14 protein-coding genes are annotated in these 17,336 nt (G+C 39.7%); 6 read left to right on the top strand and 8 right to left on the bottom strand.

Annotated elements, in window-relative coordinates; genetic code table 11:
• The first annotated feature begins 32 nt into the window (after positions 1 to 32).
• Both NPE20_RS18745 and NPE20_RS18740 read left to right on the top strand, forming a co-directional pair.
• Positions 33 to 1,265, top strand: coding sequence for a hypothetical protein (locus NPE20_RS18745; protein ID WP_256540229.1), 1,233 nt, complete (start codon positions 33 to 35; stop codon positions 1,263 to 1,265).
• Positions 1,266 to 1,267: 2 nt separating this feature from the next.
• Positions 1,268 to 1,858 carry a hypothetical protein gene (locus tag NPE20_RS18740; RefSeq protein ID WP_256540228.1) on the top strand — a complete coding sequence of 197 codons (591 nt, stop codon included), beginning with the start codon at positions 1,268 to 1,270 and terminating at the stop codon, positions 1,856 to 1,858.
• Between the two features lie 32 nt (positions 1,859 to 1,890).
• On the opposite strand, the gene NPE20_RS18735 is transcribed toward NPE20_RS18740, so the two are convergent.
• Entirely contained in the window at positions 1,891 to 2,985 is a 1,095-nt protein-coding gene (locus NPE20_RS18735) for a carboxypeptidase-like regulatory domain-containing protein (protein WP_256540227.1), read from the bottom strand.
• 145 nt (positions 2,986 to 3,130) lie between these two features.
• Between NPE20_RS18735 and NPE20_RS18730 the strand changes: the two genes are divergently transcribed.
• A complete protein-coding gene (locus NPE20_RS18730) occupies positions 3,131 to 3,529 on the top strand; it encodes a hypothetical protein (RefSeq protein ID WP_256540226.1) in 399 nt (132 codons plus the stop codon).
• Positions 3,530 to 3,639: 110 nt separating this feature from the next.
• Here the strand turns inward: NPE20_RS18730 and NPE20_RS18725 are convergent, their stop codons facing one another.
• From NPE20_RS18725 to NPE20_RS18710, 4 genes are all read right to left on the bottom strand, one after another.
• The gene (locus NPE20_RS18725; protein ID WP_256540225.1) at positions 3,640 to 4,452 is read right to left on the bottom strand and encodes an enoyl-ACP reductase FabI; all 813 of its coding nucleotides are present in this window, start codon (positions 4,450 to 4,452) and stop codon (positions 3,640 to 3,642) included.
• A 104-nt stretch (positions 4,453 to 4,556) separates the two neighbouring features.
• A complete protein-coding gene (recN, locus tag NPE20_RS18720; protein WP_256540224.1) occupies positions 4,557 to 6,212 on the bottom strand; it encodes a DNA repair protein RecN in 1,656 nt (551 codons plus the stop codon).
• Between the two features lie 120 nt (positions 6,213 to 6,332).
• A complete protein-coding gene (locus tag NPE20_RS18715; RefSeq protein ID WP_256540223.1) occupies positions 6,333 to 8,420 on the bottom strand; it encodes a M56 family metallopeptidase in 2,088 nt (695 codons plus the stop codon).
• 60 nt (positions 8,421 to 8,480) lie between these two features.
• Positions 8,481 to 8,855 carry a BlaI/MecI/CopY family transcriptional regulator gene (locus tag NPE20_RS18710; protein WP_256540222.1) on the bottom strand — a complete coding sequence of 125 codons (375 nt, stop codon included), beginning with the start codon at positions 8,853 to 8,855 and terminating at the stop codon, positions 8,481 to 8,483.
• Between the two features lie 264 nt (positions 8,856 to 9,119).
• Between NPE20_RS18710 and NPE20_RS18705 the strand changes: the two genes are divergently transcribed.
• Both NPE20_RS18705 and NPE20_RS18700 read left to right on the top strand, forming a co-directional pair.
• Positions 9,120 to 11,105, top strand: a complete 1,986-nt coding sequence (locus tag NPE20_RS18705) for a right-handed parallel beta-helix repeat-containing protein (RefSeq protein ID WP_256540221.1) — start codon at positions 9,120 to 9,122, stop codon at positions 11,103 to 11,105.
• Between the two features lie 88 nt (positions 11,106 to 11,193).
• Entirely contained in the window at positions 11,194 to 11,964 is a 771-nt protein-coding gene (locus NPE20_RS18700) for an MBL fold metallo-hydrolase (RefSeq protein WP_256540220.1), read from the top strand.
• Here NPE20_RS18700 and NPE20_RS18695 read toward each other — a convergent pair.
• Entirely contained in the window at positions 11,961 to 12,380 is a 420-nt protein-coding gene (locus tag NPE20_RS18695) for a response regulator (RefSeq protein WP_256540219.1), read from the bottom strand. The genes NPE20_RS18700 and NPE20_RS18695 overlap by 4 nt on opposite strands.
• Positions 12,381 to 12,733: 353 nt before the next feature.
• On the bottom strand, positions 12,734 to 15,643 hold the full coding sequence (gene gcvP, locus NPE20_RS18690; RefSeq protein ID WP_256540218.1) for an aminomethyl-transferring glycine dehydrogenase: 2,910 nt from the start codon (positions 15,641 to 15,643) through the stop codon (positions 12,734 to 12,736).
• Between the two features lie 161 nt (positions 15,644 to 15,804).
• On the opposite strand from gcvP, the gene NPE20_RS18685 reads away from it, so the two are divergent.
• On the top strand, positions 15,805 to 16,263 hold the full coding sequence (locus NPE20_RS18685; RefSeq protein WP_256540217.1) for an Lrp/AsnC family transcriptional regulator: 459 nt from the start codon (positions 15,805 to 15,807) through the stop codon (positions 16,261 to 16,263).
• Between the two features lie 11 nt (positions 16,264 to 16,274).
• Here NPE20_RS18685 and NPE20_RS18680 read toward each other — a convergent pair whose 3' ends face one another.
• Entirely contained in the window at positions 16,275 to 16,991 is a 717-nt protein-coding gene (locus NPE20_RS18680; RefSeq protein ID WP_256540216.1) for a pyridoxine 5'-phosphate synthase, read from the bottom strand.
• Positions 16,992 to 17,336 lie beyond the last annotated feature (345 nt).

Genomic DNA, 17,336 nt, shown 5'->3' with positions numbered 1-17,336 from the left:
ATTTAGTTCTGTTTATTGATAGCCTAAAAAAGATGAATTTAAACGGGCATACTACATATACCTTTCCGGTTATGCGGGATGATGCTGATAATACAACATTTAAAAATGTAGTGATAGATTTATTTGAAAATAAGACAGAAGTTTTTTTATTAACCTACACACCAGATGAGTTGTTCTTATACAATTTTTCGCAAAAAATTCCTGGCGGATTTAGCGGAACGATAAAGGCCGAAACAGTAGAGCCGGCTACAAATTCTATTCAGATACAAAAGTTAAAAGATAATTTACAACAGCTATGTTCGTCGGTAGTAGTGTACACCGGCACAGTAGAAGTACTTTGTGGTTGCGAACAGCACCATGTAGGGGACATGTGTACTTGCCAGAGCAGAGCGTACTCTTATGATAATTATACCACATTAACAACCTGCTGGACAGTAGATGTGGGAGGCGGTGGAAGCGGTGGTGGCGGAACAGGTGGTGGCGGAGGTGGCACCTCTCCAATAGTACCGCCAAATTATGACCCTTGCCAACCCGGTACAGCCCCCACTTCTGTTGATGGTAAAAAAATCAATCTACTGCCTGGTGGGTGCCCGGTGACAGTACCTCCAATTATACCGCCGGATAATATTCAAATTTTAGTAAAGCCACACACCGATGAAAATGTAGGTAATGATAATATAGTTATTTTTGACCCAACGTCTTCCGTTGTATATCAAGAATATCAAAATCAACAACCGTGGCCAACAATTAATAGGATAATTCCATTTGAGACATTTGTTCCCATGCGTTTTAAATCTGATGGTAAAGCTGAGAGTTGTTTGGTTTTATCACGTGAACAATTAGCTAAAGCGGGGTATAAATGTTCAGGATATTTGCCAAACACACAAACATTTCAAATTTATACACTTGCAAATGGCGTTAATCTATCAAAAACTAAGCAAGCTATAACTTATATGATTGATGCTCTTAGCCATGGAACCCCTGTTTTAGTAGGAATTGATAGTCATCTTGGATCAGTAAATTATGATGATGCCACAGATCATTTTATTGTTATTAATGGAATGGGGACCGATGCCAATGGAAAGTATTTTCAATTTATAGATAATTCTACAAGCGATAGGGCGGCAGGTGCCAATTATGCAAACAGATTGTATTATGATTCCGTTAGTGGTAAAATTAAAGGTTCCACTCAATCGACTTATGGACATTATCCTGGATATCATGATTATATTGTAACCCAAGTCAGAAAGAGTATAAAAAATTAACAATGAAAAATTTAACTGTCATTCTGCTTCTGTTAACATTCATTACAGCCCCCGCTTTTTCACAGCAGAGGAAAGATGCTAACAAAGCCAACATTAAACAGGTTTGTATAAACTTCCTTAAGTGGTATAAAACAAACAATGAAAAACTGGCTACTACCCCTTTAGTGGTTGGTTTTAACCCTGATTCGGTAAAAAAAGATAGTATCCTCAAAATAGATATGAATTCGGTAGAAACTTACCTGGCCAATTTCAAAAAATCAGGCTATGTTTCAGATGTGTTTCTCAACAACCTTAGGCTGATTTATAAACGAGTTTCGGATACACTCGTGTTACATCCGGTTAAAGATTATTTTGGTCCTGTTCCATATCTTGAGTCTGATTTGATTTTTGGTTTCGGGAAAGACGAAATATTAGACCACATTAAAAACGCTAAGATCAGGCACTTTATGTGTATCTATAATAAGGCATTAATAGCCCTAAGATTGTCATCCACTACAGAATTGGTCTTTACACTTACAAGGGAAGGGGCTCGTTGGCAAATAGACTATATTGGATTTAATGGTGATAATAAATACAATATTGGTAGCCAGTAATTTATTATTGAGCTTCAAGTTTAAATATACAACTACTTTTCTTCGGGTGTATAATCAACCGGTAACATTTCGGCGACACGGTTTTTACCCCAATTACCCTCAAAATTAACCGCCGATGGGGTTAGTATCACGCCATTAGTATCAAACAAAGCATAAGGTTCGGTAAAAGATAATATGGTTGTTAAATAATTGGGCATGGTTAAAGACCTGTATACACCATTATCATTATCGCGTTTTTTGGTGTACATCACATACAGGCAATCGGTAAATTTTAATGCATATATGCCTTTCTTATCTGTTAGTGTAGTAAAATCTTCTACCGTTAAAGGTACATTCACCAGGGTTTGAAAGTACTTCTCGTTTAATCCGTTATAGGCCGGGTTCGGCTTCCTTATCAACCGTAATGCTTTAAAACCATAGCTACTTATATCATTCCCCACCAGCCCGCGCAAAAACTGCATAGACGAACCTTCGTAAGCCAGCTTACGATTTTTTAACCATCGCTTTTTGTCCTTTGCGCTACCTTTCATCTCTTCAAACAGGGTTGATCCCTCATAATAGAGCATATTTAGTTTTGAGTCTTTAACAAACCGGGTTAAAAGGTATTTAATGCGATAGCCCAGGGCCTTGTTCTCTATCTCTAAAAAATCAAATGATGAGCCGGTTAATTTTCGCGTAGCTTTATCAAAGTCTAGGTCAACCATTTGGGGGTTAAGTATTTTGCATTGTTTGGCTAAAGCAGACGAGCCTAAGAATTCCAGCTTAAACGTGTCATACTTCCATTCCCAGTCCGGGTCGGGTCGTATGCTCACCTCTTTTAGCTCGGTTGTTTTAGGCGTCAATAAAATATCAGGCAAACTTATGTTATCCGTACCGGCCATTACCGTTTGCCGGTAGGTTTCGTAGCCAATAACGGTTACCACCAGTTCGTACTGCCCCTGCTTTACATTACGAAGTACATAGGCGCCATCATCGTTGGTTTTATCGCCCACTGTGGCATTACTTAAAAACACACTGGCATTAGGCACCGGCTTTTTATCAGCAGTGTTCACAATTTTACCGGTGATATTTATCTGGCCAAAACAAGCTATAGGAAGTATAAAAAAGATGAATAAAAAATATTTCATTAAAATAAAGATAACTAATTTCTTAGTTAGTTAAACCTTTTCTGATAATTTTGTTCTTATAATATATTAACAGCATTATAGAAACGTTATATAGAATACTTGTAGCAGTTTTTATGATTACAAAAAACAATTTATCACATTATTTATGAAAAAATTATTATCTATTTTATGCATCGCGGTAGTTGTATTTACTGCTTCATCATGTAAAAAGGAGACTGTTGTTGCACCAAACAACAATGTTACAATTGTTAAAACTGTAAGATCATCTGATTGGGCCGTGTATAACAGTACCAGCAACACTGTTGATTTGAACATACCAGAACTGGATGAGTATACCAATGAGCATGGTGCTGTATTGGTTTATATAGCTTTTGGCGATAACGCCCCATGGGAGCAGGTGCCTGAAGTTTTTGATGGCAGTGCTTATAGCTTTACCCACAACACCGGGCATGTAACATTATATGTGCAAAATGCAAGTGGCACTGGTACTCCAATTATTCCGGACCAGGCTTATGTTAAAATTGTATTGGTAGATTCTAACTAAAATTACCAGCATTTAAACAGAAAAGGCCTGCGAATATCGCGGGCCTTTTCTGTTTATAAGGGATATTTGGGGTGTTCCATTTCCCAAAAAGTGGAACATCAAAACAGTTACTATTTTTCCATTTGCTCAATCACCGCAGCGGTTACACCCGTGAAAGAGAAACCACCATCGTGAAACAGGTTTTGCATGGTAACCATTTTGGTTAGGTCGCTAAACAAGCTTACGCAGTAATCGGCACACTGGTTAGCATCTGCATTACCCAGCGGACTCATTTTCTCGGCGTAGTTAATAAAGCCATCAAAGCCTTTAACACCGCTACCTGCAGTAGTACGTGTTGGCGATTGTGATACCGTATTGATACGCACGTGCTTTTTAACACCATACTGGTAACCAAAGTTACGTGCTATGCTTTCCAGATAAGCCTTGTTATCGGCCATATCATTATAGTCAGGAAACACACGCTGCGATGCAATGTAAGTTAACGCCAGTACAGATCCCCACTCGTTTATAGCATCCATTTTCATGGCAGTTTGCAATACACGGTGAAAACTTAATGCAGATATATCTAATCCCTTATGGGTAAATTCATAGTTGTTATCGGTGTAAGCAATGCCTTTACGCACGTTAATGCTCATACCAATCGAGTGTAATATAAAATCTACACCGCCGCCAAAATGTTCCATGCTTTTGGTGAACAAGTTGGTGATATCGTCATTACTGGTTACATCCGCCGGGATAACAGGGGCATTACATTCCTCTGCAAGTTTATTTAATTCGCCCATGCGTAATGCCAGCGGCGAATTGGTTAAAACTATTTCGGCACCTTCTTCGTGGCAGCGTTGCGCCACTTTCCAGGCTATTGATTGCTCGTTAAGCGCACCAAAAATAATTCCTTTTTTACCTTTTAATAAATTGTAAGCCATTGTTTTTAGTTTTATAAGTGGCGCAAAGTTATATTTTTTATTTACGATTGAAGAATTACGATTTTAGATTGAATACTCAAATCGTAATCCTAAAATCTAAAATCTTAAATACTCAAAAGTTCCCGTGCATTTTGCAATGCGCTTTCGCCGGGGTTATCGCCGCTTAGCATCTTGGCAATTTCTAAAACGCGTTCTTTATCATCCAGTTTTTTCATGCGGGTATAAGTGGTACTGCCGGTATCATCCTTATAAACAAAATAGTGGCTTTTACCCTTACCGGCAATTTGCGGCAGGTGGGTTATGGTAATAACCTGCAGGTTTTGCGATAGGCGCTCCATTACCTGCCCTACCTTATTGGCTACCTCGCCACTTACACCTGTATCAATCTCATCAAAAATAATGGTTGGCAGAGCAGTATACTCGGCTATAATAGATTTTATGCTGAGCATTAACCGGCTCAACTCACCACCCGATGCAACTTTGCTCATATCTGCCAATGCGTGCCCTTTGTTGGCCGAAAACATAAAGCGGATAGCGTCGGCCCCGTTCCGGGCCAGGTCTTGTAACGAGGTTTGCTCTATCTGCAATACCGAATTTGGCATTCCCATTTCGCTCAGGTTTGCCAATACTTTCTCCTGTATAAGGGGGATAGCCTTTTTGCGGTTGGCAGATAACCCTGCGGCTATACCTTCCAGTTCCTGCTTATCAGCTGCAATCTGCTTCTGCAGTTTTTCTACCGCTTCATCGCCAAAAACGGCCTGCTGTATCTTGTCCGACAGATCATTTTGGATCTCCAGCAATTCGGTATTGCTATTAACACGATGCTTTTTTTGCAGGTTATATAAAAGACTCAAGCGGGTATTCACTTCTTCTGCACGCGCCTCATTGGTGAAAGTGCGTTGCTCTATATTTTCCAGCTCGGCTGCAATATCCTTTAGCTCGATAAGGGTGCTTTTTAGGCGCTCGTGCAGGTCTTCTACATCGGGGTTATATTGTTCTATGGTTGATAGTTGCTGGCCCGCCTCGCGCAACTGTATAATGGCCGATGTTTCGCCCTCATGCATCAGGTAATGCGCCCCTAATAAGTTACGTTTAATTTCTTCGGCATTATTTAATGTGGCTAATTCCCTCTCAAGCGATTCCTGTTCATCGGCAGCAATGCCCGCTTTTTCCAGCTCATCAAACTGAAACTGGTAATAATCAAGGTCGGCCTTGGCTTTGTCGTTTTGTTCTATCAATTGCTGTACAGCAGCAAGCGATTTTTTGTATGCCCGGTATTTGGTTTGATAACCACTCAATAAATCATGGTGACCGGCAACACCATCTATCACCAGCAATTGAAATTCGGGGTCGTTTATTTCATAAGTGGCGTGCTGCGAATGAATATCTATCAGCTTTTCGCCAAGCTGTTTTAACGTGGTTAAATTAACAGGCGTATCATTCACAAACGCGCGCGATTTACCATCGGCCGAGATCTCGCGGCGCAATACGGTCTCGCCTTCATAATCCAGGTCGTTATCCTCAAAAAATGTATTCAAATGAAAATTGGCGATCCTGAAAGAGCCTTCTATCACACATTTTTTTTGCTGATTAAAAAAGTAACGGCTCTCGGCACGCTGACCTAAAATTAACGACAATGCACCTAAAATGATGGATTTACCCGCACCGGTTTCGCCGGTAAGTATGTTTAGCCCCTTATCAAAATTGATCTCGAGGTTATCAATAAGCGCGTAATTTTGTATAGTTAGCTTTTGAAGCATAAAAAAAGTATCCTCTTTTTTGAGGATACTAAATTACTAATTTTAATAGGAAATTGTTTGTGAGGATTGAATGAGTTGGTCAGATTTTTAATAAACCTAACCAAGCACATTCGGGCTTAATCAATACTTTAATTTATTAATTGGTTCAGAAGTTTCCGGTTTTTCGGGTGCCTCGGGTTTTTCCGGAGCTTCAGGCTTTTGTACATCCTCGCTATCTTTCCAACGGAAATTATTCTCCGGATGCGCTTTCCTAAACTCCGCTACTTTCTTCTTAAACTCCGGCGATTGTGTATACGCCCTTAATTTTGCAGACGCTTCACGTAATAGTTTCTGCTCCTGTTTCACATTAGCGTCACCCTGAAAATTCCGCATATTTTCACCCAGTTTGCGCATTTTTTCTTGCTTTTGTTTTATATCCGGGTTGTTAAAAGCCTCGCGCATATCAGCACCGGCCGCGCGCATTTCTTCCCGTGCTTTGCGCATGTCGGGGTTATCAAAGCGGGCGCGCATTTGTTCGCCCAGTTCGCGCATTTGTTTGGTAGTTTGTTTTATTTCCGGCGTCAGGGTCTGGTCTAATTCTGCCTGATATTTTTTGTAGTTTTCGTCCCTGTCGTCGTGGTAATCGCGATTGCTAATACCATACTTTTTCATTAATTTATCGTTCGTAGCTTTAAAATCGGCCGAGTTAAAGTATTTCTCAATTTTTTTACCCAAAGCTTCCATCTGTTTGCTTATTTGTTCGGTACCACCCTCTTTACCGGCATACAGCTTGTTAAATTGGGCGGCAGCTTTTTCCTGGGCTGCAGTTGCCTGCTTAACTTTATCGCTATCATAAAAAGCGCTTACTTCGTCACCCAGTTTACTTATTTGCTCACTTTGTGCTTTAAATTCCGGGGTATCGTAGTGTTTGCTAACGGCGTCTGCGTGTTTTTCAACTTCTTTGCTTAAGCGTTCTAACTCCGGGTCGTCCATACCTATATTGTAACGGTACGCATAATTTTTGTTGTTGTTATAATTGAACTTTGTTGCCTTTTCCTCTTTAATTTTAGCTTTTATCCTTTCGTTAGTGGCATAAATCTCTGCTTTGGTTTTAGCCTTAGCTGCTTTTTGGGCTTTTGCCGCCTTTTTAGCAGGGATAGTATCGGTTGCAATTAAATTTTTTATTATCGGGTCTATTGCTTTTACAGATATTTTGCCTTGCGCAATTTCGGGGTTAAACAGGGCTAAGCCGCAAATACTTAAGGTTAATATAAGCATAGCCACTAATGTTGGCCGTACGCTTGGGATTTGTTTTTTAGTTTTCATGATTCTTTCAATTCGGTTTAATAAATGGTACTTCTTGCCTGTTACAGCCAGCGCTAACCGTAACTCATTTTGGCGATTTTGCTCTAATTTGAATAGAGCTTTGGCATACATAACAGGGTTTTGCGTGGCATCTACAACTAAATCGTCGCAGCTATTCTCACGCTCCTCGCCTATTATTTTATTAATAAGTAACACGCACGGATTAAAAAATAACAACGTGGTTATAACTTGCTGCAGCAGGTTAATTATATAATCGTTACGTTTAATATGAGCCAGTTCGTGCATCAATATGGCTTCAATTTCTTCGGACCCCAAGTAGGTTGATAGCGTAAAAGGTAAGAGGATAACAGGCTTAAAATAGCCCACAATACATGGCACATCAACCATGTGGCTAAAGCCAACTTTTACTTTTTTGGTGATGTTAAGCTTTTTGGCAAAGTTCCCTATTTGCTGTTGTAACTGAACACCTAAACTCATGGTGCGTTTTATAGCCTGGATCTTTCTGTGAGCTAATACTACCCTTGCCACGTTCAATAGCAGGCCTAAAACGTAAACAGCGGTAACATAAGGCAAATATTCCTGTACGCTATAATAATAACGGATAGTTGAGTTGCTAAACTGTTGGATGTTTGTTGGCAGATTGAGCATCATTGGCATATTGGCCAGGTTGGCAGGTTTGGCCAACCAATTGTATAGTTGTATTTGGTTAATCAACGTGTAAGCAAACCACCCGGTAATGGCCAGCAGACTGCTTACTGCAAGCAAATATTTTTTTGACGCGGAAAGTCCTCCTGCTAACAGTAGCACTACCCTTAACAGAAAATAAATAAGCAAGCCCTGCCATAACGAATGGATAATAGTGATACCCAAAACCTGGCTGATGTTATACAATATGTTTTCCATTGTCTTAACTGTTAAATCCTAAAAATCAAATTCTAAAAACTATTCTCTATTCTCTAATCACTAATCCCTATCCTCAAACTGATCTAAAAAATTCTTTATCGCATCTATCTCATCTTTTGATGCCCGGTGCTGACCTAAAGCCTGTATCACCAGATCGGATGTTGAGCCTTTAAATACCGTCGAAATAATTTTATCTAATGCCCCCTGTTGCGCCTGCTCGCGGGTTATCACCGCCTTGTACAAATGCGTTTTGGCATTTGTATCGCGTTCAACCAATCCTTTCTCGTGCATTATCTGCATCAATTTAAGAGTGGTTGTATAGCCCGAGTCTTTATTCTTTGATAGTTCCTCGTGCACATCGCGTACGCTGCATTGTCCTTTTTTCCAAATCACCTGCAATATTTCCAGCTCGCTTTCTGTCGGTTTCAAATCCATGTTATAAAAGTTATACGAATTTCTTCGTACAAATATGTACGATAGTTTTCGTATATCAAAATTTTATTTAAAATAATTTTTTATTAGGTATAAATAATAGACGTGGCGGGTTAAGAAACGTTACAATTGGTTTAAAAATTATAATTTGTGGCTTATAAAGCCAACTGTATTATCAAGCAATCACATTTTAAAAACTATGTTTGTACAAAATGTTTGAACCTACCAGAGATGTTCATCGTATTAAACCATAAACCTACCATCTTAATGAAATTCTTATTAACCCTTTTATTATTTACGTTTTTTACAACCCTTAGCATAGCGGCTGAAAAGCCTGCCACCGATAGCCTGGTTATTAGTGTTACTTCAATTGCAGATATGCAAGCTTATGCGGGGCAATCAAAATCTGTTATTGTAAAGGATATATATAAAGGCGGGATCTTCAACAAACTACCTAAAGGCGCAATAGTACCGGACGATATAGTAACTTATTCGTCGGCCCAGGCAGATAGTATCTGGTACAGGCATTATGATAAATATAACGGCATTATGCCGCAATGGTATACCGCTATGCCAACAGATAGTACAGTAAGTGCATCCGCAGCTCTTAATTATGTTTTTAGCAAGTATAATACCGGGCTAATAAGGTTTAACCCTAATATTGTTTATTTAATTGATAGCGCGGTTAACATTGCGAATGCATCAAACCTTATTATTAATGGCAACGGCGTTAAAATAAAGGAAACGTATAATAACAAGGGTACTTTTTACTTTACAGCTCCACAAAACGTAACTATAAAAGACTTTATATTCCTGGGAAGTGAAACGTATGCATCTTTTATGATAAATAGCCCAACCCAAACACGGGCATTTATTTATATGGTAAATGGCAGCAACTGTAACATACAAAATATAACCAGCAGTGCTAAACGCACTGCTATTTATTTAGGTAAAACTACTTACAGTAACATTGAAGGATTTTTGCATACCGGCTTTTTAGACGATACCCACAAAACCAATGCTAATTATTGCCCTGCTATATCAGTTGCTAATGACAATCTGGTTAATCCGGTTACATCAGAGAACGGATATTTAAAGATCAGGAACGGGCATGCAATTAATACTGGTACAGCAATTACACTGGGAGATGTTTCAAAACATTTTTCAATTAGCGATATAACAGGGTACAATTTGTTTGATAATTGCATTTATGTTTCGTCAGGCATGTATGGCTCTGTAAGTAACTGCCATTTTAAAAAAGCTAACCAGGGAATTAAGGTACGCGGGCGCGGAATAACCATAAACGGAAATAGTATTGTAAACGCCATAGTAGGGATTGTTGCAACAGGTAACGGTAACGCCAGCAGCACTGACCCTTATGACGGTGGCCCCTACCCAGATGAAGCGGGCGGTAATGGTTTTGCCCTGGTAATTAGTAACAATATCGTAGATAGTGTAAGCCAGCGGGGTATACAAATAGCTGAGCAAGATGGGTTAGGCACGCACGGTGTTCGGTGTTATTCCAACACAGTATCGCACCACACAGCGCCTACAGATTATGCTTTCTATTTCATTGGCGTGTCAAATTTTGATGTTGAAAATAATACGGTGTTTAAATCGGCCGCAAACATTGCCATACTAATGTCTAATGGCACTAATGATAGTTTAAGGCACAGCTCTTTTATAAACAATCATTTTAAACTATGCCCCGGCATTGGCATACGGTTTTCAAAAGTTATGTTTAGTAATATATCAAATAATGATGCTGACGGGGTAACAGGCACTTTTCTTGATTTTAGAACTTGCAATAACAACACAATAGCTTTAAACAGAAGCTCGGGAGGTTTAGTTGTACAGGCAGGAGCAACGTACACCAATAAAAACAACCTGGTTATTTTTAATACCGGGCCTACAATGAATATTGATGCTACTAATAACTTTTCGTTATTTAATTCAACAAGCTTCACATTACCCATAAAATACGGTGGCACAGGTACAAAATTAATAATTGCAGCTTCATTAGATTTTTTACCAACAGCAGCCGGTACAAGTTCTGAATTAACAATTACCGTTGCAGGTGCTGCGGATGGGGATATTGTTAATCTGGGAATACCAAATGCCGCATCAAATGCAAATTCGTGTTATACGGCAAGGGTTAGCGCTGCAAATATGGTTAAAATACAGTTTAATAATTACTCATCGGCATTGATAGACCCTGCCGTTGGGACATTTAAAGTTTTAGTTTTTAAATAACATTGGACACCAACCGTATTAATGTCATTTATCACCCAACGTTCCCTTCTCAATTTTCTGCACCTTATATTTGCAGAAACATATAACTATGGAAATTTTTGCTTTGGGAGAAGGGTCGTATTCGGTTGATGCTACTAAAAAATTCATTCCCTTTAACCCCGAAACTGATAGTAAACGAGACCGCCCGGGTTCGCTATTCATACATGTTAACCCGTTTCTTATAAAAACTAATGACGACCTTATTTTACTGGATGCCGGCCTTGGTTATAAAGACACCCGCGATGAATTACTGCTTCACCAGCACATTCGCAATGCAGGTTTCGACCCGGACGACGTGACCCTGGTGTTAATGTCGCACCTGCACTATGATCACTCTGGTGGATTAGTAGTTGAGCGTAACGGCAAATTAGAGCCAAGCTTCCCGCATGCAAAACATGTTATACAACGCCAGGAATTTGAATTTGGATTGACCGGTAAATCATCATCGTACCATACAGATATTTTTGAAGCATTAAAAGATACCGCTGATATTGATTTTGTTGATGGCGACGGCGAATATAAACCAGGCATAAAATACGAGCTATCTGCAGGGCACAGCAAATTCCACCAGGTATTTTGGATAGATATAGAAGGGCAAAAAGTTTTTTATGGAGGAGATGAATTACCCGAACCCGAGCAACTAATTAGAAAGTTTGTGGCCAAATATGATTACGATGGACACAGGGCCGCAGAGCTACGCATTCAGTATGGTAAAAAAGCTGCCGCAGAGGGGGACATTTGCCTGTTTTACCATGCAAGGGCAACAGCAATTGGCAAAGTGAGTTACCAGGACGAGCAGTTTGTGGTTACACCTGTTTAGTTCTGAGATACTCCAAAAAGCTCCTTAATTTTTTCTACGTTAAGCGGTTTTGATATAAAATCTTTCACTAAGGGGTATGAGCGTGCCTTGTTAATATCATTACTAAAAACCGAGGACGATATAATATAGATCTTGCTTTTACCAAGGGGATCAAGGTTTAAACGCTTATATTCATCCAAAAATTCCCAGCCATTCATAATAGGCATATTAATATCCAGCAGAATATAATCAGGCAACTTTTCAGGATCTTTGCGCTGAATTTCAGAGAGTTGATCAATCGCATACTTTCCATTAAGGCATGCCATAATATCAGAATTGGTCAAAGCCTTCTTTATCAATTTTATAGAGATAAAGTTGTTTATTTCATCGTCGTCAACCAATAAAACACTTACTGTTTTGTCGTTACTAGGGCTCATACTTTCTTATACGGAAATGCAAATTAAAAGGTTATATTCCTATAGGTTGTAAACGTTAAACTTTTGATAAAGTTATATAATACAGCAGTTAAAATTATACTCCTGCTCAATTTAATAGCCCTTTTTTATCGTTTTTCATCTCCTTCCTGGTAGCCAGGATCTTGCACACGCAATAATTATCAGTACGGGCGTGCCGAAGTAAAGTTTAACGGTGAAGAGTTATCATAAAATTTTACCTACACGTTATTTGAATATACGCAAAAACATCAATGGACGAAACATAAGATTCGTCCATTGATGTTAAAATTATTGATATGTACATTTTTGCCTACCCGCAAATCTGCACTTTATTTTCAAGTTCCGTACTCTGGTGTGGTTACTTCACTTTCTTCAAACTCGTAATCTGTTAGTGGGGGGCATGAGCAGATGAGCGTTCTATCGCCATAAGTATCATTTACACGACCAACCGACGGCCAGAATTTATATGCCGCAACATAAGGTAGCGGATAAGCCGCTTTTTGACGGGTATACGTGTGCTCCCACTCGTTGCCTGTAATTACAGCCGCGGTGTGCGGCGCGTTTTTTAATGGGTTATCTGTTTTGTCTGAAACACCGTTCTCTACATCTTCAATTTCGTGGCGTATAGATATCATGGCATCACAGAAACGGTCAAGCTCATGCTTTGGTTCAGATTCGGTAGGCTCTATCATTACTGTACCCGCAACCGGGAAAGATACTGTTGGCGCATGGAAACCGTAATCCATTAAACGTTTGGCTATATCCGTAACTTCAACACCAAATGCTTTAAACGAACGGCAATCCAATATCATCTCATGTGCGCAACGGCCTTTGGCGCCGGTATACAACACATTGTAGTGATCTTTTAAACGCGTTTTAATGTAGTTGGCATTCAATATAGCATAACGGGTTGCATTGGTTAAACCATCAGCCCCCATCATAGCGATGTAAGCATGTGATATGATCAATATAGATGCAGAACCCCATGGAGCTGCAGATACCGCGTGAATAGCCTTACCGTTATCAATATCAACCACAGCATGGCCTGGTAAGTAGGGCACCAGGTGCTTAGCTACACCAATTGGGCCCATACCCGGGCCGCCACCACCATGTGGTATACAGAAGGTTTTATGCAGGTTAAGGTGGCAAACATCGGCACCTATATTAGCCGGACTTGTTAAGCCTACCTGTGCGTTCATATTAGCGCCATCCATGTAAACCTGTCCGCCGTTTTGGTGGATGATCTCGCAGATCTCGATGATAGACTCTTCGAATACACCATGTGTTGATGGATAAGTTACCATCAAACAAGATAATTCGTTTTTATATTGCTCGGCTTTGGCTTTCATGTCGGCAACATCAATGTTACCATTGTCATCGCATTTAACAACTACGATCTTCATGCCCGCCATAGCTGCAGATGCAGGGTTTGTACCATGTGCAGATGAGGGGATCAAAGCAATATTACGATGATGATCTCCCCTATCGTTATGATAAGCGCGGATAACCATTAAACCGGCATATTCGCCTTGCGCGCCTGCATTTGGCTGTAAGCTCATGGCTGCAAAACCAGTGATCTCGCTCAGCCATTTATTCAATTCATCAAATAACTGCATATAGCCGCCAACCTGGTCGGTTGGTGCAAAGGGGTGCATTTTACTAAACTCTGCCCAGGTAACCGGTACCATTTCGGTAGTAGCATTCAGTTTCATGGTACATGAGCCTAAGGCTATCATGGAGTGGCAAAGCGAAAGATCTTTTGCTTCTAACGATTTTATGTAGCGCAGCATTTCGTGTTCCGAGTGATGCGAGTTAAATAAACCGTGTGTTAAGTATGCGGATGTACGTTGTAATTCTGTTGGGATAATCCCTTCAACATTAGTTTTAAAATCTTCGAAATTAGAATCAGTCAAATTTTTCCCTTTAACCTTCGCAAAGAAACGTACTATCGTTTTAATATCCTCTGATGATGTAGTTTCATCAATAGAGATGGTAGCTACAGTACCTTTATAGTTAAGGTTAGCCTCGTTATTTAATGCCTCTGATTTCACCGGGCCGGCCAATACGCCAAGCTCAATTTTTAGGGTATCAAAATAGGTTTCGTTCAGTTGTTCGTAACCCAGTTCTTTTAACGAGTTAGCTAAAAGAACGGTTAACCCGTGGATCATTTCCGCAATCAGTTTTAACCCTTGCGGGCCATGGTAAACGGCATACATACCAGCCATAATAGCCAGTAATGCCTGCGCGGTACAAATATTTGAAGTTGCTTTATCCCTGCGGATATGCTGCTCGCGGGTTTGTAGGGCCATACGCAAAGCATAGTTGCCTGCGCTATCAATAGTTACACCAATGATACGGCCGGGGATAGAGCGTTTATACTCTTCTTTAGTAGCAAAAAACGCTGCATGCGGGCCACCAAAGCCCATTGGTACACCAAAACGCTGGGTAGATCCTACAACAATATCAGCACCCCATTCACCCGGAGGGGTTAACAGGATAAGGCTCATGATATCGGCAACAACGGTTAACTTAATATCTTTTCCGTGTAGCGCCGATGCAAAATCGGTATAGTTATAAACCGCGCCATTACCTGCGGGATACTGCACAATGGCACCAAACATTTCGTCGGTTAGTTCCACATTGCGGTGGTCGCCAATTTGCAGTTTTATACCATAAGGTTCGCTGCGGGTTTTTAAAATATCAATGGTTTGAGGGAATACTTCTTCAGATACAAAAAACACATTGGCTTTTTGATTTTTGCGCAGGCTATATTGCATAAACATAGCTTCGGCAGCAGCAGTACCCTCGTCAAGTAACGATGCATTTGCAATTTCCATACCGGTTAAATCAATAACCATTGTTTGGAAGTTTAACAATGCCTGTAAACGGCCTTGTGCAATTTCGGCCTGGTAAGGCGTGTATTGCGTGTACCAGCCGGGATTTTCTAAAATATTACGCTGTATAACGCCCGGAACAATTACATCATAGTATCCCTGGCCTATATATGATTTGAATACTTTATTTTTTGAAGCTGTTTGTTTAAGCGTATTCAGATAATCAAACTCGCTTTTGGCAGCGGGTAAATTCAGCGGATTTTTCAATCTTATTTTTGCAGGTACGGTCTCATCTATTAATTCATCAAGTGAATTTACACCGATGGTTTTTAACATTTTTTCGGTGTCTGCCTGGTTAGGTGCGATGTGCCTATGCTCGAATTTTTCCTGGTACTGTGTATCTAATTTCATGCTTTACTGCTTAAATATTATCCCGCCCAAATTTACGCAATAAAGAATTTTTATTTTATAAGCTTAAGTATATTGGTAAATTTTTCTGCAGAAGATGTTATTTTTATAAAAAAAATCTTAATTACACGATATTCGCCCATTTATTAAGAAAAATTATCCTAATGGAACCCATAGACGAGATTGACAAAAGCATTTTGCGTGAACTGCAAAAAAACGCCAAGATCACTACTAAAGAACTGGCCTCAAAACTAAACCTTACTATCTCACCAGTTTATGAGAGAATAAAGCGCCTGGAAAACATGGGCTTTATTAAGGAGTATGTTGCTATTCTGAATAAAGAGATGATTAGCAAGGCCTTTACCAGCTACTGCCAGGTATCCATGCGCTATCACGAAGAGTATATCGATAAATTTGAAGAAGAGATCTTAAAGCTCGATGAGGTGCAGGAATGCTATCATATAGCCGGACAAATAGATTTTTTGTTAAAAATAAATGTGGGCAGCATTGATGAATATCATGATTTCATCAGGTATAAGCTGTCAAAAATTAACAATATTGGGATCTTAAATAGCGCTTTTGTTTTAAAAGAGATTAAAAAGACCTATGCCTATAATATTTAGGCATGAAATACTTAGGCTAATTGGCGCAGGTACATTTGAATAGTATTCTCCAAACCATAATACAAAGCATCGCTGATAAGGGCATGGCCTATGCTAACTTCATCCAGTGCTGGGATATTTTGGGTAAAATACTGAAGGTTGTGCAAGTCAAGATCATGACCGGCATTAATGCCAAGTCCAAGCTTTTGGGCTACTTCTGCCGCTTTTACGTATGGGGCAATCGCCGTTTCTTTATCGGCAGCATAGTTATGGGCGTAGGCTTCGGTATATAGTTCAATACGATCGGTGCCAGTGGTTGCGGCAGCCTCTACCATGTCTACAACAGGGTCAACAAATATGGATACGCGGATACCGGCATTTTTAAACACCTTTATTATATCTTTTAAATACTGCTGATTAGCTATGGTATCCCAACCGTGATTTGAAGTTATCTGCCCTAAAACATCAGGCACCAAAGTTACCTGCTCGGGCTTGTTGGCCAGTACCAGATCAATAAACTTTTGCTCCTGGCAATTGCCTTCAATGTTAAACTCGGTAGTTACTATTTTCTTTAATGCGAAAACATCGTCATAACGAATATGCCTCTCATCCGGTCGCGGGTGCACTGTGATGCCCTGCGCGCCAAAACGTTCACAATCTTTGGCTACTTGTATCAGATCGGGGTTGTTACCACCACGCGAATTACGCAGGGTAGCTATTTTATTGATATTGACAGATAATCGCGTCATAACTTGTAGGATAATGTTGCGCAAATATCACTATTACATTAATAACTATTAAAACATTTTTATGATTGCGCTTATTTGCAAGTATTATGAAGTCCCTTCTACATTTATTGTTTTCTTTTTGTTCTGGTGAGCCTGTCGAACTAATACAAGTGTTCACGTTCACTGCCGTGAACACCCGTGAATATTCATAAATAGATGATATTAAACACTTTAAAAAATAAGCTCCTGACAAAATATCGTCACCATTATAATCACTTCTTTTTTTATTGATCAAAAAATACTTTCGTACGCCTAAAGCATAGAGGCCTCCCGCACATTAAAACTCAAATCAAAACGCTATAAAAA

It is taken from the genome of Mucilaginibacter aquariorum (assembly GCF_024498135.1).
Lineage (GTDB): Bacteria > Bacteroidota > Bacteroidia > Sphingobacteriales > Sphingobacteriaceae > Mucilaginibacter > Mucilaginibacter aquariorum.
Note: the sequence above shows the minus strand (reverse complement) of the source record. Positions and strands in the feature narration are given on the sequence as shown.